This window comes from Mycoplasma sp. 10961 (assembly GCF_055523525.1).
This window is the reverse complement of the sequence record NZ_JBVFVD010000001.1, coordinates 346,993-372,116: the sequence shown is the minus strand read 5'-3', so window position 1 is coordinate 372,116 and position 25,124 is coordinate 346,993. Positions and strand designations below refer to the sequence as shown.

Below are 25,124 nucleotides of genomic sequence, written 5' to 3'. Positions count from 1 at the left end.
TCCTCCTATAATCCTAAAATATGTAAGACAATACCTACAATAATTGCAACAACAAATGATGTTGCTAATAAAATTGATAATTTTCTATATTGTTTTCAACGGTCTGTTGTAAATGCTTTTATAAGCACAAAAATGTTTGCGATGCTTGCTATAAGTCCCATAACTCAAAGCGAAATTCCAAATCCCATAATTATGCTACCATTAGTCTTAACTTCTTGGTTATTACGTTTAATAATCTCTTTATATGCAGCTTGTTGCTCACCTTCAGCAGAGTTAGACACTGGTTCTTGAGATTGAATGTTTTCTTGGGCATTAGCACCAGCTGGAATATTTGGTTGAGTAGATTGGCTTTGCGATGTTTGAGTTTCACCAATTACTTTTTGTAATAGCAATAATTCTTCAGAAACTATTTTAATATTTTGAATGAATCTTTCATACCATTTTGTAACATTAAATGTTGAAAGATCAGTTGATTTTCTAAGTTTATAAATTTTGGTTTCTAAGTTAGAATAAAAGGTGTTGATATGTTTAATGTCAATTCCTTTTTCTTTTAGTTGACCTTCTAATTTATCGTTACGAGTAATCCGATTTTTTAATAACTCTTTTTTACGGTTTAAAGCATTAACTAACCAATAATAGTAAGGTAAGTTATTAATTTGCGAAGTTTTCATTGAAGCTAAGGTTAACTCAGTTAAGTTATCTTCAAAACCAGAGCTATTTAAAACTGTTTTAGAAACTTCATTTAAGGAAATATCATTTGCATATGCATTTTGTACAGCTTCATAATTTTTAATAAATGATGCAGTGTTAATTAATTGCACACCACTATTAACAATTTGAAATAAAGCATCAGATAGTTGATTACTTTCAAGATTTGTATAGTTTATTTTTTCATCAATTCCTAATGACTTATATAAGTCTGTAAATAATTTTGAAATTGTTTGGTAAGTTAATTCGGTTAAAGCCGCAGTTTTTTTATTATTATGAACTTTTACTTCTGCAGTATAAGTTCTATTCTTATCAACTTCAACTGTATCACTAAGTTTTACTTCAGCAATATATTTATCACCTTCTTTTTTAACACTTTGTACAGTATATTTATATCTAGTGTTAACAGGGTTTTTAAAGAAGAAAATTTCGTTATTAGAAGCAAATTTTTCAGCTATGTCACTATCATCCATCTGATGCCATTTAAGTTCAGGAGATAAAGGTGGAATCCCTTGTGAGATCTCTTGAGTTTTAACTGGATCTGTTGGTTTATCTTGATCTGGATTATCAGGATTATCTGGATCAGGTGGTTGTTGCTGTTGATGTTGTTCTTGCTCTTCTTTTGTTAATTCAATATTTTTTTCTAAGTCAAACTTAGAAATTCTAGGTTTAAATTTAGAAACAATATATTCATCTCATGAATTATAACCTTGTGGTGGTTTAATATCATATCTATTATCTTTTGGATCTTCGTTAAGTGATAAAAAATAATCTTTATCAATTTCTAGGGCATCTTCTTCTTTATAAATTAATTTATTAAATTCTTCTAATAAACTTTTTCCATATTTCCCAAGAGATTCTTCTAATTTTTTCTTATCTCATGAGTTAACTTGATCTTTACCACCATCAGGTACTTGAAAAGTTGTTCCTTCACCTAATGGAGTTTTATAATCAGTTGGGTTAGTTGATCCAACTCAAACCCCATTAAAATCTTCATTGTTATATTTAATGTTTGAGATATCAACGTTACGCTGGGTTCCAGCCACTAATGGGAAGATAATATTTAAATCCTTAGCCGAAGGATTTGCAATAATTTCATCCTTATTCTTTTTGAAAAAGTTTGAAAGAATGTTTAAGTAAGTAATTTTACTTAATTTCTTTTGAAAATCTGTTTCTTGAGTATTAATTCTTTGTTTTTGGTCGTCAACTCATGAAATAAAGTTGTTAACCGCGTTAGTAACCATTTCTTTAGTTGCATTTTCAGCAATTTCTTTAAATGAGTCGAAGTCTTCAGCATTTTTTGGTGGGGTTTGTGGAGCTTGTGTGCCTCCAGGATTTTGTTGCTCTCCCCCAGTTCCTGGGTTAGGATTTTGACCTTCACCTGGAGTTTGTGAAACTAAAGCTAAAGGTGCAAGTAAAGTTGGCGAAAGGGCTAATAAGTTAAACAGTTTTTTGAATTTTTTATTCATGGTTATTAACCTCCTCTAAATTCAATAACTTACTCATTGATAGTTTAAAGATTTCGTATTCTAAAAATTCTAATTCGAGTACTTCTTCGATTGATCAACCAATAAATTGGTTTGAAACTAAATCTGATACTCGTTGTTTTTTAGTAACCAAATCATTATTTAAAGCAATTTTTTGCTTTGTTTTTTTGTAAAAGTTAGGTTTTGAAAACGTTTTAATATTCATCATATTATCATGCGTAAGAAAACTCACATTCTCTAAGAACATAAAAAACGTGTTTTGCAATGTATTATTAACAAATTTTAATAAAAGTCTTGGGTAAGAACCAATTGAATTATCACCTAGTTTAACTCATGTATCTTCATCATTACTATTAATAAAAACATCATAATCATAAATGTTATCTTTCTTTTTATTGTTTAAGAAAGTTATCGAAATTTGTTTAAATGCCATTATTTGCCACCTTCCTCAAAAATAGTACGTTTTTTCTTGGTTAAGAAAGTTATTTCTTCAATTTGCTTTTCTTGTTTTACGCGGTTAATACGTTTAGTTAATAACAATAATTCATCATCAAGTTGTTTAAGTTTTTTATCAATTGTAACTAAATTGTTTTTAGCTGCATAAAATGATGATTCAGTAATAAGCGAATTAATAGCATTTTCTAAGAAAATTGAAATTTGTGACTCAATAAAATTTTCAATATTTGGATAAATTTCCGCAAATGATAAGAATTGTGAGTTTTGATCTACTCCAGATTCGGTATGTAATAATTTTGCTACGTCGAATGCTTCAAGTGGCAAGACTGTAAATACGTCTTTAAAGTTTTTGTTTGAGTTAAGTACGAAGTTTACTTTTGTATAGTTATTTTCGATAAATAGTATTTTAATTGTTTTAGTTAATAAAGTTGTTAAGTTCTTAAATAATGTATTTTCAAAATGTAATAATTGATTAAATTTATGTAGCTGCGCAAATGATTTGGCACGTTCTCCAATAGTAATCAAATCAATTTCGGATTTTTTAGCTCTTGCTAAAATTTCATTTTCATATCTTGTATATGATTCAGTACCATATTTTTGTTCTTCAGTAATATAAACATAGAGCTCTCTTGTTTTATGAAAAAGAAATTTATGAGTTGTAGGTTTGGAATCAGTTATAAAGTTATTTGAGATAGTATACTTAGATTTTAAAAACTTTAATAAATTAGAGTTAAGCAAAGCACTATCTAAGTAAAATGATAATTTTTTTGTTAAATTAAGGATGTTAATTAACAAAATATTTTTATCATTATTTACTTTTAATTTTATATTTTCTAGGTTCTGTTTCTTTTGGACTAGTTCCTTTATGTGCATTATTCAACTTTTGAAGTTACTTCTTGGTTAAAAAATAGTTTTAATGAATCAGGACCTTGAAAAATAAGTGTGTTAGGAATAAGCTCTAAATAAAAACCTCTTGAGATTAATTCGCTAATTTCTGTATTAAATGCTGTTAAAAGATTATTAATAGCATAATCTTCCTCATCAGTCACAAAATTAATCACATGATTATCTGAAAGGATTTCACCACTAGCAATTAGTGGAACCATTGTAACTTTTGAATATTTTAAATTTAAGTTAAACATAATTGTGAAATCCTTAAATTGAATATTGTGGCGCTCTCTAACAGCTTTTTCTAATCTATGTTTAATTGTTTTAAATTCAGGCGATTTAAAACCTAAATTATTTAACAATAATGGTTTGCTAATTATGGTCTCAAAAGATAAAATCTTAGAAGCGTTTTGTTCATAAACAGTTTTATATTGTTTGTATAAATCAAAAAGACCTTCTTCATTGATTTTTGGTGTTTTTTTAAATAATGTTGTTTTTCTCATATGCTAGTTTCCCTTCTTTAAACTAAATCTTTTTTCTTTAAATATTCTTAAGGTTACAAGAGTTTCTAACTGTAATGCTTGTACTACAAATAATGTAAATATTGAAGCTGCATATACAATAACGATAATTTTAATTACTGAAATTGGGGTTGGCACTGAAACCAAAACATAATTGTTATTAATTAATAATTGGTGGTTTAAACCTAAGATTAATAATAAAATAATTTTGAATGAAAAGATCATTACTAACATGATAAATGTTAACTTGTTAATAAATTTATTTACTAGTATGTAGTGAGTAAATGTGGAAATTGATAAAAGACTAATTACTAATAAATTAATAATCATAAAATTAGAATTTTCAAATTGAATTACAGATACCATAAATGGTAATCAAATTAATAATTGCGCTATTGAAAATCTAATAATTAAATTTGATGGGTTTTTTGTCTTAGTGTATTTTAAGTATGAAACTAAGAAATATAATCCAGTTGCTAGAATTGCTAATAGGATAATAATCCCATTGTTAAAATTATAAGTGGCTTCGGCACCTAAAATCGCAAATTTAGCAGGATCTTGCAGTAAAAGTGTTGCTAATCACACTGTCACTAATAAAGCAAATACAAGTGCAATTAAGAAAGAATCTTTATCTTGATGTTTGTAAATATTCTTTTCTGATAATTTTTGTAATTTAATTACGTTTGATCCGATGATTAAGAATATTACGAAAATAAATGAAACAGCAATAATAGCTAAATTACCAAAACTTTTAATATTAAATAATTGATCAACAAAGTTTCAATATTTTTGTTCATTTCCTGTTGTGTTTCTGAATAATCTTGCCCCATTTGCTTTTGAATATGAAACTCAAAGCAACACATTAAATAACACAAAAGTAGTTAATATAACTTGGGAAATAACCTGAATAATTAAAGGTCAAGTAGACTTATATAAAACAGGGTCTGACTTTCTTTTAATTAAAAAGTTATATATTTCAAAAGCAACGTTAATGAATAATAAGGGAATTAAAATATAAATTAATTCTAAGTATTGATATGCTCTAAATTTTACTTCCGCACCATTATCATTTTTGGTTAAAATAAATGTGTAAAATAAAATTAATGAAACAAGTGATAACAAAAAGTATAAAACATAGAATATTGAATAATGTTTTAATTTTTCTTTTTGCGTATTAATATTTGAGTAATTTTTGAAAATACTAAATAAAAATACAAACATTAAAATACTAAACCTTATTAAGACAACGGCATTGTTTTCTTGCTTTGTAATCGTTTCAAATGAAATAAAATCTTGCAAGTTTGCACTAGTGCTGTTAACTTTAATTAAAGTTGCTGGGAATAATGATTTGTCAAGTGTTAAAAATAGCGACAAAGCTCCAGCAAAAAAGAAAAGAATTAAGATAATTTTATAAATAAAAATTCATTGGTTCTTCGATTTAGAACTAATTTTAGAATTATAATTAACATAAATTCTTTTCTTCTCAAATAATTCATTTGTCATTGAATTTACCTCCTATATATTATTACATATTTAATTATACTTTATATTGTTAAATTCTGTATGCATAAACCTACAAACATAATATATTTTCATGCCTTGAATACAGCCTTAAAAAATATTTTTAGCTGTTTTTTTTTTTTTTTTTAGGAACTAAGTCGTTATAAAAGTCCTAAATCCACCTTTAAAATCACTAAAAAACCCTAGCTTAAACTAGGATTTTAGTGATGATATAAAATTGCTTTTTGTTTCATGTGTTTAAGTTTTTGTTTGTATTTATAATATGAATAATAGCGAATTAAAGAGCCCGAAATTAAGAATGCAAGGTATCCAAAAATAGTAAAGATCACTTCACTAGTTAAACTAGCACCAAAAATACCTGGTACAAAAAATGTAATTAACAAAAATGATGCTCATATAATTCCAGCAACATATGCCATTTTCTCTCAAAGAGGTATTCTTGTAATTTTTTTCTTCTTTTCCAAGATAAAGGCGACAATAAAGGTCATGATATCTTCAAGTAATAAAGCAATTGAACTCATGTTAATTACAGCATCAAAATAATCGCCTTGTTTTTCTTTGGGGGCTAGTAATACAATTAAACATAAAACAACCATTGATACAAGTGTATAAAAGGCAACAAAAATAATTGCTTTTTTGTATTCGTTATTTTTGTTCTTTAATGCTAAAGATTCAACGATTAAATTATCTTGAGCCAGTGGCACTAATTTTCGTGCACTTGAAACAGTTTGAGTTATTTTATAACCAATATCTCCAGATATAAAACCAACCACAAAGATGATTAAACCAAAAATTCCTAAAGATAAATTATAGTATTCATGAAACTTTTTATCAATAAATGCTTCGCGTAGTCCTAGCATTACAGAATAAGCAATCATGTAAAAAACAAAAACTAACCCGATTGCGCTAAGTAAAATTACTCTAAAATTTTTAAAATGCACATCTTTGGTCATAGCAGCCATGTCTTCAATTCCTGCAAAAGCAAAGATAAATAGTAGAGTACTAGAAAAAATAAGTTTGGTGCTGATATTTTTAGAACGCACAAAACTTTCATGGTAACCTAGATTTGTAATTTGGGTAATTAGTAAAATTAGTCCAAGTCCAAGGGCTAACCATTTTAAAATTGAACTTGCTAAAATTACTTTTTTACTAAGTTTTAAACCAAAAGTAGAAATAATAATTAAAATCCCAAATAATAATACTGCTAAGGGTCTAATAATTCAAATAATTATAATTAGGTTAGGTGTATTTGGGCTAAGAATATCTTCAATAATTCTTGACAAAAGCAAGGGCGAAATTGAAGATAAAATTGGTGATTGAATAAATTGGTTTCAGCCAATAAAGAAAATAAAATTACGTTTAAAAGAGCGATTAAATCTTTGATGCATTGATAATTTTGAATTTTTCTTCATTGAGTAAGTGTGATTTGTTATATCATCATCTATATTTCTGGCAAAGGCATATGATCCTCCGTAATGATCGCTATATACGTTGGATAAACGGGAAAATACTAAGGATGTTCCCAAAACAGTCAATAAAGATAATACAATAACAAGATAACCCCAATAACCAAGATTTAAAACACTGGTTATTGTGGTTATAAAACCTAAACCAACGATGAAGTTGATTGTAAAAAGTGTAAATGATTTGGCAGTAAAGTGCTTGCCCATACTATTCTTTAATTACTTTTAATGGTTTTTTCTTGTTGAAAATTACGTTGTATATTTCTTCGTAATTTTTAACAGGAATGTATGTTAATGTATTTTTTATTTCAGCTGGTATATCCCTTAAATTATTAATATTACCATATGGAATAAATACTTTTTGAATATTTTTTTGGTTTGCTGCAAAAGATTTTTCTTTTAATCCACCAATATCTAAAACTTTACCACGTAGGGTGATTTCACCAGTCATTCCATAAATTGGTGGAACTGGGAATTTTTTCAATGCAGAAATTAAGGCAGTTGTAAATGTTACACCTGCACTAGGCCCATCTTTAGGAACGGCGCCTTCAGGAACGTGAATGTGAATTGTATGTTTGTCAAAATCAAATCCACTAATACCAAATTTTTCAACATTAGAACGAACATATGAGACAGAAATTTGAGCAGATTCCTTCATAACTTCTTTTAATGATCCAGTGATTTTTATCTCTTCTTTTCCAGGGAAAATATTAACTTCGATCTGCAATGATGAACCACCAGTTGAAGTATAGGCAAGACCATTAACGGTTCCTGGTTTTTCTTCTTCAATTTCTTTATTTTTCTTGTAAAGAGCTACTCCTAATAAGTCTTCTAAGTCTTCAATTTCAACAGCATGATGTTTTGGTCAATCTTTTTGTTTAGTTTCTAACAATTTAACTGTTAATTTACGTGCGATTTTATCTAAAATACGTTTTAATCCCCGTACACCTGCTTCAGAAGTATAATGTTGAATAATATATTTAAGTGTTTCATCACTTAGTTGCAAGTAATCTTCAGGTAAAGCAACTTGTTGCATCGCTTTAGAAAGTAAATGTTTTCGAGCAATATGAATTTTTTCCGTTAAAGTGTAAGATGAAAGTTCAATAATTTCAACACGGTCAATTAAGGCGTGCGGAATACTTTCATAATAGTTTGCCGTTGCTATAAAGATTGCTTTAGATAAATCATATTCATGTTCAAGATAATGATCTTGGAATTTAGAGTTTTGTTCTGGATCTAAAACTTCCAGCATTGCACTAGCTGGGTCTCCTTTATTAGTTGATGCCATCTTATCAATTTCATCAAGTAAAATAACAGGGTTTGAAACTTCTGCTTTTAAAATACCTTTAATAATTTTTCCAGGCATCGCACCAACATATGTGCGACGATGACCCCTAATTTCACTCTCGTCATGGACTCCTCCTAAAGAAATTTTTACAAATTTACGTTGCAATGATTCAGCAATTGCTTTAGAAAGAGAAGTTTTTCCAGTACCAGGAGGACCAACTAAACAAATAATCGGAACATTATTGAATTCTTGAACTTTTTTATTATCTTCTTTAAATAAGTTTAAATCTACTTCTAGTTGATTATCGAGTTTGAGTTTTTTAGCAGATTTTCTCTCATTATTTTTTTGGTTAATAATAACTGCAATATATTCAACAATTCTTTCTTTAACTTTATCTAATCCATAGTGATATTTTTCTAAAACTGCGCGGGCATGTTTAATATCTAAAAATTCTTTTTGTGTTTTTCTTCAAGGTAATTTTTTTAATGTGGAAACAAAAGTTTTTGAAATTGAAGCTTCTGGGGAAGCTGGCATCATTTCGCTTGAACGCTTATTTTCTTCTGTAATTAATTTTTTAACTGAATCAGGATAAATTTGTGCTTTAGTTTTATCGCGTAAGTCATTTGCATATTCATCTTCCACAATTGGAACATTAATATTTGCTAGCTCTTCTTGTAAAATTTTAACCTTTTCACGAATTATGAATTCCTTATGTTGATTAGATACTTTTTTATTCATATTTTCTTGAACTTGTTTTGAAATTCCGGCAGATAACCCTAAAAATTCACTAATACGGCGTAAAATTTCTTGTAATTCTGATATTGAAAATTCATGATACATTGTTCCACGATCAAAATAATCATTATTTAAATATGAAATAGCACTTAATAAAAATTCTTTAGTACTTTCAAAACCATGTTTTTTAAAGTTATATTCAGTATATTTACCAACTAATTCTTCAAGGTAGTTAATTGAAGCATATTGATCAGAAAGAGGTTGATTAATAAAGAAAATTTCTTCAAAAGTTTTGCTATTATCAGCATCTCTTTCAATAGGGTTTTGTAATGATCTAAAAATGTCATAATATCTCATTAAATCATTTTCGTTTTGAGATGCATTTAGATCAGTAAATAAGTCTAAATCATCACGTTCACCAATTACACCAAATGAAATTTGACCTAGATCATATTTTTGTGCAATTTCTTCATATTGGATTTGTGGATAAAACTTATATGGAGCCTTTTGATCGCTTTCGTCGTATACAATTAAACCAATATCATCTACATCAAAATAACTTCTTGATTTAAAAATTATTTTATGTCATTTGCCATTTGGGGTGTTTACTTCAGCAATACGTAAAAATGTTGCTAAAATAGCACGCGAATCAATGGTATTTTTTTCATCATGATAGACGACAACAAAACTATCACCTTTTTTAAATCTTTTAAAAGCAAGGTGATCAGCATTATTAAAAAATTCTTGCTCTATAATTGCACCAGGTACACAAGCTTTCTTTTTATCTAAGATTAAGGCACTTAATGTTAATTTATTTTCTTTCATATTTCTCCCATAATTCTGATTTTAATAAATATTTTTTTCGGAAATTAAAATTTAATTAAGTTCCAAAAAATCAATATACTATTATAATGTTAAAAGTTATTTTTTATTAAAAACAACTTTTCAAATAATTTTAAATAAAAATTTTTATATTTCATTATTATACATTAAAATATTAAAGATCTAATTAATAAATAATTAAATATAAAATCTAAAAATTACAAAAACCGTAAAAAGTATACTTTATATTTAATTTTATATATTAAAATTTCCAAAAAAGGAGTAAAATGAGTAAAATTAGTAAATATAATAATTTTCAAGTAAGTTATGACCGCGAAATTGCATTAAAGTACTTAAAGAAAATTCAAAGCTTCTTAAAGTCTCGAATGCTAAAGGCAAATGCAAAGGGATTTGTAGTTGGAATTAGTGGCGGAGTTGATTCTTCATTAGTTTATGCAATTGCGAAATCAATTATGCCTAAATCCACCCTTGGTGTTGTTATGCCAATTAATAATATGATTCAAAGTGATTTAGATCATATTAAATTATTAGAAAAAAACTTTAACGATACTTTTCAAAGAGTTGACTTAAGCAAAACTTTTGAATCTTTATCAAACCAACTAAATTTAAAAAATGATTTAGCGATTGCTAACATCAAACCAAGGCTAAGAATGAGTACATTATATGCCCTAGCCCAAGAGCATAATTATTTAGTTTTAGGAACTGATAATGCTGATGAAGTTTTTATAGGTTACTTTACCAAATTTGGCGACGGCGGAGCCGATTTATTACCAATTTCAAAACTTACCAAAGGAGAAGTTAGATTTTTGGCAAGTTTGTTAAATGTTCCAAACCAAATTATCAACAAAACACCAAGTGCCGGACTATGAGAAGGTCAAAGTGATGAACTTGAACTAGGTTTTAGTTATAATCATTTAGATTTTTATTTAAATCATTATAATAATAGAGAAAAATTAGTAGAATTTTTAGATAGAGAAACTATCGATAAAATAGAATATAAACATAAAATAACACAACATAAACGTGATAAAATATATACCGTTAGAAACATAAAATAGGAGAAAATTATGGCAGGACATTCACATTCAGCAAATATTGCGCACCGTAAGGGTGCACAAGATGCAGCAAGAGGAAAAATATTCCAAAAACTTTCAAAAGAAATTTTTGTAGCAGCATCTCTAGGTCCAGATCCAGATATGAACCCAGCTTTAAAATTAGCAATTACTAAAGCTAAAGCAAAAAATATGCCAAAAGATAATATTGAAAGGGCTATTGCGAAGGCTAAAGGTTCTAAAAATTCAGAAACGTACACTGAATTATTATTCAATGCTACAGTAAGTGGTGGAGCAACTTTTATCGTTGTTACTTTAAGTGATAATGTAAATCGTGTTAAATCAAATATTCAGGCATATTTCAACAAACAAAATGCAACTTTAGGAAAAACTGGGCAATTGCCATTTGCTTTTGATAAAAGAGGTGTTATTGAATTTGAAAAACAAGATTATTCAAATGATGAAGTAACTTTTGTTGCCTTAGAAAATAATGCACAAGATGTACAAGAGACTGATGCTTCATTTATCTTAACTTGCTCACCCGAAAACTTCAGTAATTTAAAAAATGCCGTTGAAGCAGCTTTAAGTGTTGAAAACTTCACCCAATGTGAAGTAACATATATTCCAAATATGTATGTTGAATACGATTCAGAAAAAGAGAAAAAATTGCTTGAATTTGTTGATAAACTTAAAGATGATGACGATGTTCAAGAAGTGTATCATAATATTGAAATTAAACATAACTTATAATGCGTTGAATCGAAACTTTATATAACTCTTTATCAAATAACTTAAATAATGAAATAATTGCAAAACTTCTTTTAATTTTAATATTTTTAGCAGCAATGCTTCTAATACCAATTTTAATTTCATTATTCTTACCTTTTTTAAATAAATATTTATCCAAAAAATCATTTAGTATTTATGTATATGCTTTTTCGACAGGTTTTTTTATTGTCCTAGCAACCTTTGGGTTTTTACGTGAAGCGCTTGAAAATTCATATTTATTTGTATCTAAAACATTTGGACGTGACTATAGTAAAAGCGCATTATATGGATATAATATTTTGTTTGTGGTTGTCGGTTTAATAATTGGACTTGCATTTGCTTTTTTTATTAAATTTGTTTTATCATATCAATTTAACAAAAAACTTTTGACACATAAATCGCTTAGTGTTTTTGTTCATGATCATAGTGATGATCATGAACATCATCAGCACATTCATGAAGATTATATTTTTAATTCTCAAGATAAAATAGACATTGCCAATTCGACAATATTTAAAAAAACAGAAGCAAAACTAAAAATAATCGCTTTATTATTACTTTTAACTCACCGAATCCCCGAAGGTTTGTTATTAGGTTACAACCTCAGTTTATTTACCCCAAATGAAATTGGTGAAGTTAACTATTCAATTACATTTGCTTACTTTTTTTCATTAATTATTCATTTAATACCTGAAGAAATTGTTTTTTATATAAGGTTAAAAGAATCTGGCTATACGCCTATTAAAGCACTATTATTATCATTCTTAGGTTTGTTTTTATTTTTGCCTTTTATGGTAATAGGCATGTTTGCAGGTGGCTCAATTGATTACTCTGGTAAAGCAATGTTATATGCAGGAGTTGGTGGAATATTTATTTTCACATCATTAGTGGAATTTTTTCCCGAATTTTACCACCAACATTTTAGTAAACATAAATGATTAATTACATTGGCAATTTTATTTTTAGGAGTGATTATTGCTACCTTAATCCTTTCTTTTCACGAACACAAATAAAAGATCATTAAGATCTTTTTTTTACACAAAATAAAGCCATAAAAGTGTAGAATAACTACTTTTTTGCACTACTTTTTTTAATTTTTTGCCCATTCTGTTGGGGTTAATCATTTTTTTATTTTTTGATTTATATTATGGATTCCTTTGTTGCAAAAAAAGATAACGAAAAAACAAAGAAAAAAATTTTTTTCTTCTTTGGCAACTAAATTGGAAAATTTATATATTTTTTGATGTTTTTACTGTCTAAAAAATTAAGATATAATTATGTATATTATTAAATTAACTATAAAATTTCAAAATGAAACAAAAAGATTTTTAAACCCCCCCCGCCCCGCCCTTGATTGAAATCAAGGGGGCCTTACTTTTGAAAAAGTAAGCAAAACTCCCAGAAAACACGTGCACGTGTTTTCTATTTTTATTATTTTCTTTTTTATTTATTAAATGGAAATGTCACATGCAAGTTTTTTTGCATGTGACATTGTTTTTGTCTGCCTTGTAATAAAATAGTTGTATTAATAATTTTTCAAAAAATAAAGGAGTAAAGCCGGACAGAAAAGTTAACATGTAAATGTTAGCTTTTCTGTTACCATTCGTTGGTACCAACGAAGAATTTTTTTTGAAAGGATAAATTATGTCAAGACATTTAAAGAAAGAAGAATTTGCAAAAATATATGAAGAATATCAAAAATCAGGTTTCCCAGGTGCTTTCCAAGCTATTTACCAAATATCACCAGAAACAAAAAACTTACAAAGAAATAGTGTAAAAGTTAGAATTAATAAAATAATTAAGTATTATAATTTAGGTATGGAAGACTTATTGCAGACAAAGAAAGGTGAAAGCCGCAAAAAAGGAAGCGGCAAACCTAAGACGAAAAGAGAACCAAATTGAGATATTTTTGATCGTGATGATTTGTTACAAATAGCTAAAAGATATTATGAAATTACCAACGAATTACCAAAAAGTAAGAAAGTTATTGAATCTAAAAGTTTTAGTATAAGTTATGTTAAGCTTGCAGAAGTTTTTGGCATTTCTAGACAAACAATTTCTAAAACTCAAAATATTAAAATTGCACAAAAACTCCCTAAATATAGTGATGTAATCGAAAAATCGTTCGCAGAAACAAAGTCAAGATATGGAAGGTTAAAACTAAGTGTTTACATATCTCAAAAATACAAAATAGATATAAACGAACGTTCATTAGGGAGATATATGAACCTTTTAGGCCTAAAATGTAAGCTTAGACAAAAATCAAAACGAAAAGAAATTAAAAATGTATCTTCACAAATTGATAACTTCGTAAATCGTGATTATAACGATCAAAACAATCGAAATATTTATGCAACTGATGTTTCATATATAAAAGCGCCAAAAGATGTGTTAGAATCACACGTTTATTTGTCTGCAATTTTGTCTCATAAAACTAAACAAATTATTGGTTTTAAATTATCAAAAAGTAATAATCTAGAACTAGTTTTAGACAATTTAAATTCATTAAAGCAATACAAATTCAAAAATTTTATCATTCACTCAGATCATGGATTTCAATATACACATCATCAATATATTAAAGAAGTTAAAAATCTTGGTGGTATTATTTCGTTATCAAGAGTCGGAAATTCTCTTGATAATCGAGAAATTGAATATTGGTTTGGAATCATTAAAACTGAATTATTAAATGATTTAGATTATTCAAAAATAACATTTAATGAACTTAATGATATGATACAAGAATATGTAATTTGGTACAATAATGACCGAATTCAATCAAACTTAAACTGAAAAACTCCACAGCAATTTGCTATGGAATTATAAATAACTAAAATGTTAAATTTTGCTGTCCATGTTTAATTGGACATTAAGATCTTTTTTTTACACAAAAGAAAGCCATAAAAGTTTAAAAATGTTATAATATAAATTATTAAGTATTTATATATAAAGTAAAGGAAGTAAAAATGAAATTTAGTAAAAAATCATTAATTTGACTGATTCCTGGGATACTTTCACTATTGCTAAGTATTATAATAATTTTAACATCACTAAATGACTATAATAAGGCAATTGTTTCTGCTATTATTTCGGTTGCAATTATTTCGTTATTAACAATAACAATTTTGATTGTTTATTGGGGAGCAAGAAATTTTGCCAAAAACAAGAAAATAATTGATACTTCATTTAATAAAATTTTACATGATATTTTAGACCAAAATAATTTTGGGATGTGCATTTATAATACTAACCATGAAATAATTTGAACTACAAACTATATTAAAACAACATTTGGTCAAGATTTTATTGGAGTGAATTTAGCCAATATGATTAAAACTCTTGATCCAAATTTAGTAAATAATAAATTACCTTTTGATAAATACTTATTAATTAATTTTAAGGATCAATATTTCCAATTGCAAATTTTTCCAACAGAGCATTTATTAATTTTTCGTGATGTAACGAGTGAAAATATTTATAAAATTCAAGCACAAGAACAAATGCCAGTTATTGGTGAAATTGAAATTGATAACTATTTGCTATATCAGTCAATTTTATCTGACGAACAATTATTTAAAATTAATAGTATTTTAGTAACTGTGCTAAATGAATATAGTCAAAAGTATAACTTTATTTATCGTCAATATACAAATGGTAAATTCTTGATTTTTACAACTGAAGAAAGTATTCATAAATTAATTAACGAAAACTTTAATTTATTTTTTAATATAAAAAATGTTCTTAGTGATAAATTAGTTAAAAAACTAACTATTAGCGGAGGATTTTCTTATGGATGAATATCACTAAAAACAAAAATCGAAAAAGCCAAAAACGCTTTAACTCAAGCTCAGTCCCGTGGTGGAGATCAAATAGCTATTCAAACAAACTTTGTACCAACTTTTTTCTTAGGTTCAAATACTGAAGTTTTAAAAGATAATTCAAAAACACGTATTAGGTATCTGGCAGAGCAATTAGAACAAAAACTTTTAGATGAAAGTATTGATCAAGTTTTTATTTATGGTCACCAATTAGCAGATTTAGATGCTTGGGGTGCCGCTTATGCTGTTTATGAACTAGTTAAACATTTTAAAAAGAAACCTTATATTATTTCAGACGCTTTTGATTCAACTACTACTCAAATGATTAAAGATTATAAAATTCCCAAAAATAACATTGTTTATAATTCTAGTTTTGCTTTAAAAAATACCAATATTAATTCACTAATTATCTTTGTTGATGTGGCTGATCCTGAGCGAACTGATAATCCAAAGGCAATTATAAATGTGAAACGTGAAAATATTTTTATACTCGACCACCATCGTTTATTAAAACAAACTGATTTTGCACTAAAAACTAATTGTTATGTTGAAACAAGTTCTTCAAGTACTTGCCAAATCGTGACAGAAATTCTTACCTTTTTAGAAAATAAGTTTGTTTTATCTAAATTAGCAGCTCAAATGTTACTCAATGGAATTATGCTTGATACAAGCCAATTTTCAAAATCAGTAACTTCAAGTACCTTTGCAGCTGCATCATGATTGCAAAGTCAAAATGCTAGTTCATCTCAAAGTGTTGAAGTATTAAAAATAGACCACAGCACTAATGATAAAATTCAATCATTGATTGAAAATATTTACGAAATTAAAAAAGGGCATTTCTTAGCATATTCTAATATTGAAGCCTCGAATGATGAAATTTCAATAGCAGCAAATGAAATCTTACGTATCAAAGGAAGAATTGCTTCCTTTGTTATTGCTAAGTTAGAAAATAAAAAAAATATCTATAAACTAAGTGCAAGAGGCATTAATACAAATGTTCAAATTATCTGCGAGGCTGTTGGAGGAGGAGGCCACTTTAATGCAGCAGCCGCAACTAGTCAAGAAGATTTAGAAACATTTGTTGATAATGTCAAACATGCTATAACAACCGCAGGGAGATTAATTAAAAATGAAAGTAATATTAACTAAAGATTGTAAAGATGGTAAAGCAAATACCATAATTGAAGTATCAGCTGGATACGGAACCAATTTTTTAATAAAAAAAGGTTTTGCAGTCGCTTACAATGAAGCCAATTTAGCTAAATTAAATAAAGTTTTAGATAATTTAGTTGCTGACGAACACGAAAAACGTTCTCAAGCGCACGAATTAAAATCTAAAATAGAAGATTTAACATTAAAATTCCAATTATCAGCAACGATTGACAAAAATGGGAATTTAAATGTGCATGGTTCAATTTCTACTAAAGATATTGATAAAAAACTTAAAGAGCTAGGCTTTAAATTGCCTAAACATGCATTACAAAAAATCCACCTAGTTTCACATGGAAATCATGAAATTAAAGTTTATATCTATAAAGAAATTGAAGCAATCTTACGCATATTCTTAAACATTACTAATGAAAAAAAATAGAAAAAAACATATTTGAAAATACCATAATTTTGAAAGTTTTGAATTTTTAAATAACCAACAAACCTTATTCAATGATGATTTAACCGAAAAAAGTGTTTTAAACTTAATGATGGATGATGCAAATAGACAACAGACGGCTTGCCAATATTTAACTGGTGAACACTTTTATCATGATGATAATAGACAACTTTTCGAATTTATTAATGAAAAACGTAATAAAAACATCCATGGAGTTGGGGTTTTTAACGATTATTACGAAATTCAGGAATTTGTTGAAGCTGAAGACTTAAAACACAAATACCCAAAAGTAACTAGTGCTTTAATTAATGAAATTAATTCATTATTTGCTAATGCTGATAATTTTTTAGATAAAATTGAGCAATTAATTGAATTGCTCAAAATGCGTAATTTAGAAACTTTTTACCAAGCCTCGCTTAAAGCCTTAAACACTAAAAAAAATTTAAACTTTCAAGATTCAGTTCAAGATTTTACCACCTTCTTAGAAGAAAACTATTCTTCATCTTTACAGAATAGTTCTTTTATTCCTTTTAATGAAGCAACCCAAGAATTTGAAGAATTAATATCACAAGGACTAGTGAATGATACTAACGAAGGGTTAAAAACTGGTTATGATTTAATTGATAATTTAATTCAAGGTTTTAAGCCAGGACAATTAATTATTTTAGCAGCAAGACCCGGGGTAGGTAAAACCGCCCTTGCATTAAATATAGCTAAAAATATTACCCAAGAAGAGCAAGTTGATGCACAAGGACAAATTATTAGGCCATACAGTTGTGCTTTTATTTCATTAGAGATGCCTTATACTGAACTAACCACCAGGTTTTATTCATCTTTAGCTTCAATTAACCTTGGTAAATTACAAAAACCCAAATTATTAGAACAAAACGATTTAGTCATTTTAAGATCAGTTATTTCAAGGAATAAAAATATTACTAATTTACATTTTGATGATAATACTTCAAGCAAAATTTCAGATTTAGTTTGAAAAATCAAGCAATTGCACAAAGAGATACAAACCACAAATAAAAATGGATTGAGTTTATTGATTGTTGATTACTTACAATTAATCTCAGGCAGTGAATTTAGTGGTAATCGTCAAAATGAAGTAGCACAAATTTCAAGAGCTTTAAAAGTTTTAGCAATTGATTTAAAAATTCCAATTTTAGCTTTATCACAATTATCAAGAACTGTTGAAAGTCGCGAAAATAAAAAGCCCCAATTAAGTGATCTAAGAGAATCAGGAGCCATAGAGCAAGATGCTGATATTGTAATCTTTTTAAGTCGAAATCAAACAAAATTAAAACCAGATAACAATCAAGACCAATTCAATAGTTTTAATTCACATATTCTAACTGATTTATCCATTGCTAAAAACCGTAGTGGACCAATTGGAGAAGGTGAATTACTTTATGAAGGTGCCAAAGTAACCTTCTACGAACGAAAATATTAGGAGAATCATGGACATATACTCGAGGTATGCCTCAACTCAACAAGCAACATCCACTTTAACCAACCTACCTACCTTAAATATTCCACTTTTTGTAGGTATTATCGTTGGGCTATTACTCTTATTTTTATTAAGTGCAATTTATAGTGGTTGTGAAACAGCATATTCATCATTATCTGCGGTTAAAATTCATGAAATGAAAGAAAATAATGAAAAATCATCTAAACTCATTGAAAAACACCATAAAAGATTTAATCGCATCTTAACAACTATCTTAATAGCCAATAATTTAGTTAATGTAGCTTCTGCCACTTTAACATCTTATATGCTAGGATTATTACTAACTAATGAAACAAGCCGGTTAATTATCTCAATTTGTTTAGTAACTCCTTTGTTGGTTTTATTTGGCGAAATTACTCCCAAATTGATTGCAAAGAAAAATCCCAAAAAATACTTACAATTCTTTAGTTGGTATATTGATGTTAACTTTTGAATTTTTTGAATTCTTACATGGCCTTTTTCAAAACTAACAACAAGGGTTTATGTAACTAATTCTGAAGAAGATCTAAAAAGTATTATTAACTTAGCCCAAGAAGAAGGAGTTCTGCAAGCAGGCGAAAGCATGTTAGCACAAAAAGCCTTAGACTTAGACTCAACTAAGGTGTCTTCTCACTATATAAAACTAAAAGATGTTACATCTATTAGTTTTAGATCATCTGTGAAAGAAGCGCATGAGATTTTCAAAGAAACAAATTATTCGCGTTTGCCTGTTATGCATGGTGGTCAATTAATAGGTATTTTATTATTAAAAGACATTTTTCACTTGCAACGGGGGAAAATTATGAATTATATTAAAAGAGTACCAAATGTGTCAGCTAATTCAATTTTATCAAGCGCACTAGAAAAAATGCGAGCCGAACGTGCCCAAATGGCATTTGTAGTTGAAAATAATTCTTCATCAAATATTATTGGTATTATTACCATTGAAGATATTATTGAAGAAATAGTAGGTGAAATATATGATGAATATGACGATGATCATAAAATCTATGAAATATCATTAGAACGAGCACGAATTAATGAAGACGTTAAAATGAGCAAAGTTTTTAAACAATTAGAAATTGATGAAGACTTACTTAACGAAAATGAATTAGACATGTATTTATACCAGTGATTGACTAATAAAATTAATAAACCAAAACTGTACAAAAATTCTCGTTTTGTATTAGATGAAACGATAGCTTTTAAGGTAATAGAAAGTCAAAGCAAGCAAAAAACCCCTGTTATCGAAATAACAAAATTATAAAATTCGGTTTTAAAACCGAATTTTTTAATAATTTAAGTCATTAATAAAAATGTTAAAATTATCATTTCTATCTTTAATTAACCATGCCCAATAATCTTTCAATAAATCTCGGTTGTTTTCTAAGTAATATAAACTTGGCATATTTTCTATTTGATCAATTGAAAAATCTAGTTCTATAACAGCATTATATAATTCAGAATCTTGAACATCATCTTCAGATCCTTCTTGCATATTTACTGTTTTTAATGTTCACAAAATAAAGTTAGATCAATTAATAAAAATATAATGATATTCATCCTTAGTTATTCTAAAAAAACTAAAATTAATAAAATTAGCTTTGGAATGATTATCTTGTGAATAATCTATATGATTACTAATAATTAAACTTTTCACAGTTGGATTAATTGGATTAGCAAGAATATTTTGGGTATACCCAAGTTCTAACAGGGTATAGTCATTAAAAACATAAATTTCTGGGTAATATTTAGTTAAATATTTAAAATCATGAGATATAAAAACATAATTAAAATTATAAACTTTTGCAAGGTTTATTAAAATGTTTTGGATTTGATCCTTATAATCATTATTTTCGCTTATCTCAAGATCATTAATAAATATGAATCTAGGTTTTTTTAATGATTGAAACCCTAAATTTAATTTAAATAAATTTAAGGTTGGTAATAAATTACAATCAATAAAATAATCAGATAAATTTAATCCAAGCGACCTATAAACTTCAATAAATTTTAAAATTGAAAAATATAATTCTTTAAATGTATAATTAGCTTTATATTTAGAAAGTATAAAATTAGCTATTTTATCAAAAAAGTAAAAACTAAAGTTAACAATGTGATTTAAATATCTCTTAGATTTAATTTCATCTAACAAGTTACTTTGTTTTTGATCAAGTTTCAAAGCAAAAGCAAGTTTAGATAGATATTTGTAAAATCTATTAGTGAGATTTTGAAAACTTTTTAAATTTTTTAAAATACGTACTAATTTTAGTTCACGTGCTTCTAATTTTTTTTTGAATAATTCTAATGCTTTACGTTGTTCCCATACTAATTGAGCATTCTTAGTTTTTATTTGTTCAGCTAAATGTAAAATATGATTATTATCTTTATATTTTTTTTGTTTTACTAAAAACGAGTTTTGAGCTTGTTTTTTATATTTTTCTAATTTTTGAATAATATTATTAATCTTATTTTTATTATTTAAAGAGATATTATAAAAATTGGTAAAGTTAATATTAAGTTCATACCTAATACTCTCTTTTAATAATTTAATTTGTTTATAAAAATTAAATTTGTTTGAACTAGGAATAAATGGAATTTTTTCGAAGAATGAATTAAGTTCTTCATTAACTAGATTATCTAAATCAAAAATTAAATCCTCTTCTAAATATTCAAAATGTGATTTATTTTTAGTTCAAAAATTTATAATATTATTTGTTAAATATTTATTTTTATATAAATCAAATTTTGCTTGAAAATTATTATTATTTGTGTTTTTAAGATAATTTCTAATAATTCTTAATTTTTCTTTTTGCTTTTTAATAATAGTACTAATAAACTTTTGGTTTTTAATTTTAAGAGCTAAGTGATATTTTTTAATAGCTTTAAGTTCTTGATCAAGAGCTTTTATTTTAAAATCATTATACACATGGAGCAAGGTTTTATTATGAATTTTTCTAATGTAAAAAATGTCTTTGGTATATTTCAATATTTTTAGCTCTTGGAAAAATAATTCATTACTTTCTAAATCATGAAATAATTTTTGTGAACTAAGATTTAACTCTCTAAAAAATTCAATAAATAAATCTGTTAGTTCTTCTTCATAATTCTTAATTCAAGCAAAAGCATCATTAAGCATTAAATCAATATTTAAAGATGCTTTATTTTTATAATTATGTCTTTCAATAAATAAATCTAGTAAACGTTTAAATTCTTTCCCTGTAGCTTGCAATTGATTAGCGAAAAAGTATATTTTAGGAAATAAGTAATTTTTAGTATTTAAGGAATATTTTGTGTCAAAAATATTTTTGCTTTTGTTCGCAAGTTCTTGCTTTGTAATTTTAATACATTGTTTTCAAAATAAATAAAACGAGTTTTTAGTTGTTTGTTGTAAAGATAAATTATTTAAATCTAAGTAGGCAAGGTGTTTATAATGATCTTTATGGCTTTGGTAAGTTTGTAAGTCATGGTCATATGAATATAAAAAAATATTTGATTTTTGATCTTTGGTTAAAAGCTTTTTTAATTTATCAAAAGTCAAATTTTTATTTTGGTAGGGAATTAAAAACCCTGTAGCTTTTTTATCTAAATAAATTTCAGGAATATAAATATCATGTTCTAAATTTTTATCTTGAAATTTAGAAATTCAAAATTTACTTTTTTTGGGTTTAGCAAAGATATTTGAAATAATTAATAAATTTTTATCTTGCATTGTTTATTTATATGATAATTCAGAATTTTTGTTAATTAATCCACTAATAATTAAATATGCAAAATAAATTACAAAAATATTGAAATAAATTTTAATTGGGCTGAGTAGAACATGTTGAGTTAATCAAACAAACACATCTTCTTTGTTAGATCCACCAAATGAATATAAGTCAGCATATGATAAAATTGGTAAATTTGCTAATTCCAAAATTGCACTAAAAGAAATGATTGGTAATAAAACATTGTAAAACTTTGGTTTAAATTTAAATCTACCAAAGATTACAAAAACTACCATTGTTAACGAACCAAACGACATTAAAGCAAGTAAAATATTTTTATCCTTAATAAATGAACGATCAATAACACGTTGCGGAGAATAAAACACAATTGATAAGACAATTCCTAAAGATAAAATTAAAAAAGCAAGCGAAACAAATAAATTCACATTCATTAAAGTTTTTTGACTTTTATTATTAATAATATTCTGAATCTTTTGGTCATATTTTAAAATTAATAAAGAATATTTATTAATTTTATCTTGGTCATTATCCAAAACTGCTTTTTGGTATTTTACTCCAAGCAAGTTAATTTTTTTATTTAATTTATCTTTAGCATAATTAGATTCAAAAGCCTCTTTTAAAAAGTATAAGAAGTAAACACTAAAAACTCCCGGAATAAATCCATTAACGCCAGCAGCTACTGTATAGAGTAAATTATAACCCACGGGGGGGACAAATAAGATAGATAAAAAATCACTAATTAACCCAACGAATAATCCTGTCCAAGGTCCAAAAATAAATCCGGTTATTTTTATTGGTAAACTAATAAAACCAATCTTAAAAGAAGGAATAATGACAAATGGCATAATTTGTACAACCACAATCGAAAAACTTACCGATATTGCAATTAAAATTGAAACAAAGGCCATTTTTTTTAAGGTTCACCTTGGAAAAAATGATATGTCATTTAAATTAAATTTCAAGATTTTATTAGACACTTTTTTCATGCTCATATTATACCATTTTGTTGTAAAAATTTATGTTAGTATTAATTGCTAAATTAAATTGTTTTTTGGAAAAGTCACTTGCGAGATATTAACAAAATAATTGTCTTTTAATTTTAACATAAATTTTACATAAAAAATGTATGCGAAAACAGAAAACACGGCAGTGTTTTCTCGTCGGTTTTGCTTACTTTTGCCAAAAGTAAGGCCCCTTTGATTGCAATCAAAGGCGGGGGATTAAAAATTTCTTAGGTTATATTATATTGCCTTACAACTTGCCGATAGTTATTTATTTTATCCATCATATAATCAATTTCTTGCTGAGAGTATTTATCTAAGCTTTTTCCTTTGGGAATGTAATACCTAATTAAGCGGTGCATATTTTCTATTGAACCTTTTTGTCATGAACTATATGGTTGGCATTTAAATAATCTTTCAGTTGGAATTACCTGGTGCAATAAGACATTCTCACTACCATTATCAACAGTTAAAGTTTTAATGTCTAAGTTATGTTTCTTGATTAGTTTTAGAAGAGTTTGTTTTATAGCTTTGGAGTTGCGTTTTGAGAGCATAGCATAAGACATTCTGGTTTGCCGTTCAATTATCGTCACAATACAATATGTATCATTGATTTTACCAATAACGGTGTCTAATTCAAAATGGCCGTGTTCAGAGCGATCATTAATATAAGCTGGACGTTTCGAAATTTCTGTTGCATATTTTAATGTTTTAGGTTTGGTTTGTTTTTTCTTCCTTATGCCATATTTTCCTTCAGATTTTTTAACAATGTGGTCAAATTCAAGGAAATAAGGGTATTTTTTAATTATTTTATAAATTGTACTAGGTGAGGGAGCAAATTCATCAGGGGATAATTTTTTAAAACAATTAACAAGATAGGTAACTGATTTCTTAACTTCTTTTTGCTGCAAATTCTTTTTATTTCTATTTTTATTGTATGTATTAAGTTCACTATACCAATATTTTCTGTAGGCCTTTCATTTCTCTTTAATTGCATCACTTACAAAAAAGAGTCGCGAAAATGAATAGCCTAATAAATGTTCGTATAACTTGGTAAAATTAAGGGTTTTAACACGCATTACTCTTTTTGAACACTTAGGACAAACATAGCGATTTTGTTTATCTAAACTAAGTGGTCTGCGATTTGTAATAATTTCGATTTTGCTTTTTATACTTCGAATGTCTCTATCAAAAATCTTGGCTACTTCTTGGATTGAGAAGCCATCAGAAAGTTCTTGTAAAATATTATAAAGTTGTTCTAGATCGATTTGGTTTGCTCGTAATTTTCGTTGCGACTCAAGAGCTCCTTGCATTTTCAAAATAGTATTATAATTCTCTTCGATTTTAAAATGTTGATATTTATTTTCTTTTCGATATTTGTCAAAAACACAAATATATTTTTCTAAATTTTTCATATAATTTTAAGGTCTCCTTTATTTTTTGAAAAATTATTAATACAACTATTTTATTACAAGGCAGACAAAAACAATGTCACATGCAAAAAACTTGCATGTGACATTTCCAATTAATATGCTAAATTAAATTAGTTTATTAATAGTTATCAAATGTGTAAAACACGAATATTTAGATATTATTATGATTTTTAAAATGAAAATTAACAATCTCAACTCGTTTTATATGTAAATTAAAGATAATATATAGTTAAATATATTATTAAAACACTTTCTGATAAATATATATAATATCAAGCAGCAAATAAAATACTATTATTAAATTTATAATAAT

Annotated in this window: 18 protein-coding genes; 8 read left to right on the top strand and 10 right to left on the bottom strand. The window is 26.7% G+C overall.

Annotation, left to right across the window (positions count from 1 at the left end):
- Nucleotides 1-5: 5 nt before the first annotated feature.
- The 7 genes from AC0B4T_RS01660 to lon all read right to left on the bottom strand — a co-directional run bounded on the left by AC0B4T_RS01660 (nt 6) and on the right by lon (nt 9,892).
- Nucleotides 6-2,177 carry an MSC_0620 family F1-like ATPase-associated subunit gene (locus AC0B4T_RS01660; protein WP_465102855.1) on the bottom strand — a complete coding sequence of 724 codons (2,172 nt, stop codon included), beginning with the start codon at nt 2,175-2,177 and terminating at the stop codon, nt 6-8.
- The gene (locus AC0B4T_RS01655; protein ID WP_465102424.1) at nt 2,170-2,628 is read right to left on the bottom strand and encodes an MSC_0621 family F1-like ATPase epsilon subunit; all 459 of its coding nucleotides are present in this window, start codon (nt 2,626-2,628) and stop codon (nt 2,170-2,172) included. Before AC0B4T_RS01655 ends, AC0B4T_RS01660 begins: the two co-directional genes overlap by 8 nt.
- Nucleotides 2,628-3,524 carry an MSC_0622 family F1-like ATPase gamma subunit gene (locus AC0B4T_RS01650; RefSeq protein ID WP_465102854.1) on the bottom strand — a complete coding sequence of 299 codons (897 nt, stop codon included), beginning with the start codon at nt 3,522-3,524 and terminating at the stop codon, nt 2,628-2,630. The genes AC0B4T_RS01655 and AC0B4T_RS01650 overlap by 1 nt, the downstream gene beginning before the upstream one ends.
- On the bottom strand, nt 3,524-4,042 hold the full coding sequence (locus tag AC0B4T_RS01645) for an MSC_0623 family F1-like ATPase-associated protein (RefSeq protein ID WP_465102853.1): 519 nt from the start codon (nt 4,040-4,042) through the stop codon (nt 3,524-3,526). The genes AC0B4T_RS01650 and AC0B4T_RS01645 overlap by 1 nt, the downstream gene beginning before the upstream one ends.
- Before the next feature lie 3 nt (nt 4,043-4,045).
- A complete protein-coding gene (locus AC0B4T_RS01640; protein ID WP_465102852.1) occupies nt 4,046-5,563 on the bottom strand; it encodes an MSC_0624 family F1-like ATPase-associated membrane protein in 1,518 nt (505 codons plus the stop codon).
- A 218-nt stretch (nt 5,564-5,781) separates the two neighbouring features.
- The gene (locus tag AC0B4T_RS01635) at nt 5,782-7,251 is read right to left on the bottom strand and encodes an amino acid permease (protein WP_465102851.1); all 1,470 of its coding nucleotides are present in this window, start codon (nt 7,249-7,251) and stop codon (nt 5,782-5,784) included.
- A gap of 1 nt (nt 7,252) precedes the next feature.
- Nucleotides 7,253-9,892, bottom strand: coding sequence for an endopeptidase La (gene lon, locus AC0B4T_RS01630; RefSeq protein ID WP_465102850.1), 2,640 nt, complete (start codon nt 9,890-9,892; stop codon nt 7,253-7,255).
- 284 nt (nt 9,893-10,176) lie between these two features.
- Here lon and nadE point away from each other — a divergent pair, with 284 nt between their 5' ends.
- The 8 genes from nadE (at nt 10,177) to AC0B4T_RS01590 (ending at nt 19,913) form a co-directional block, all read left to right on the top strand.
- Nucleotides 10,177-10,968 (top strand): NAD(+) synthase, encoded by a 792-nt coding sequence (gene nadE, locus AC0B4T_RS01625; RefSeq protein ID WP_465102849.1) that lies wholly within the window; start codon nt 10,177-10,179, stop codon nt 10,966-10,968.
- Between the two features lie 9 nt (nt 10,969-10,977).
- Entirely contained in the window at nt 10,978-11,712 is a 735-nt protein-coding gene (locus AC0B4T_RS01620) for a YebC/PmpR family DNA-binding transcriptional regulator (protein WP_465102848.1), read from the top strand.
- A complete protein-coding gene (locus tag AC0B4T_RS01615; protein WP_465102847.1) occupies nt 11,712-12,743 on the top strand; it encodes a ZIP family metal transporter in 1,032 nt (343 codons plus the stop codon). Before AC0B4T_RS01620 ends, AC0B4T_RS01615 begins: the two co-directional genes overlap by 1 nt.
- 631 nt (nt 12,744-13,374) lie before the next feature.
- Nucleotides 13,375-14,556 (top strand): IS3 family transposase, encoded by a 1,182-nt coding sequence (locus AC0B4T_RS01610; protein WP_465102846.1) that lies wholly within the window; start codon nt 13,375-13,377, stop codon nt 14,554-14,556.
- Nucleotides 14,557-14,696: 140 nt separating this feature from the next.
- Complete coding sequence (locus AC0B4T_RS01605; RefSeq protein ID WP_465102845.1) at nt 14,697-16,697, top strand: GGDEF domain-containing protein; 2,001 nt, start codon at nt 14,697-14,699, stop codon at nt 16,695-16,697.
- Nucleotides 16,678-17,139, top strand: coding sequence for a 50S ribosomal protein L9 (gene rplI, locus AC0B4T_RS01600; RefSeq protein WP_465102844.1), 462 nt, complete (start codon nt 16,678-16,680; stop codon nt 17,137-17,139). The genes AC0B4T_RS01605 and rplI overlap by 20 nt, the downstream gene beginning before the upstream one ends.
- On the top strand, nt 17,126-18,610 hold the full coding sequence (locus tag AC0B4T_RS01595; RefSeq protein WP_465102435.1) for a replicative DNA helicase: 1,485 nt from the start codon (nt 17,126-17,128) through the stop codon (nt 18,608-18,610). The genes rplI and AC0B4T_RS01595 overlap by 14 nt, the downstream gene beginning before the upstream one ends.
- Before the next feature lie 7 nt (nt 18,611-18,617).
- Nucleotides 18,618-19,913, top strand: a complete 1,296-nt coding sequence (locus AC0B4T_RS01590) for a CNNM domain-containing protein (RefSeq protein WP_465102843.1) — start codon at nt 18,618-18,620, stop codon at nt 19,911-19,913.
- A 24-nt stretch (nt 19,914-19,937) separates the two neighbouring features.
- Here the strand turns inward: AC0B4T_RS01590 and AC0B4T_RS01585 are convergent, their stop codons facing one another.
- The 3 genes from AC0B4T_RS01585 to AC0B4T_RS01575 form a co-directional block, all read right to left on the bottom strand.
- Nucleotides 19,938-22,358: an MAG1360 family OppF-related protein gene (locus AC0B4T_RS01585; protein WP_465102842.1), complete on the bottom strand. Its 2,421-nt coding sequence runs from the start codon at nt 22,356-22,358 to the stop codon at nt 19,938-19,940.
- A 3-nt stretch (nt 22,359-22,361) separates the two neighbouring features.
- The gene (locus AC0B4T_RS01580) at nt 22,362-23,363 is read right to left on the bottom strand and encodes an ECF transporter S component (RefSeq protein ID WP_465102438.1); all 1,002 of its coding nucleotides are present in this window, start codon (nt 23,361-23,363) and stop codon (nt 22,362-22,364) included.
- A gap of 245 nt (nt 23,364-23,608) precedes the next feature.
- The gene (locus AC0B4T_RS01575; protein WP_465102841.1) at nt 23,609-24,793 is read right to left on the bottom strand and encodes an IS30 family transposase; all 1,185 of its coding nucleotides are present in this window, start codon (nt 24,791-24,793) and stop codon (nt 23,609-23,611) included.
- Nucleotides 24,794-25,124: the final 331 nt, after the last annotated feature.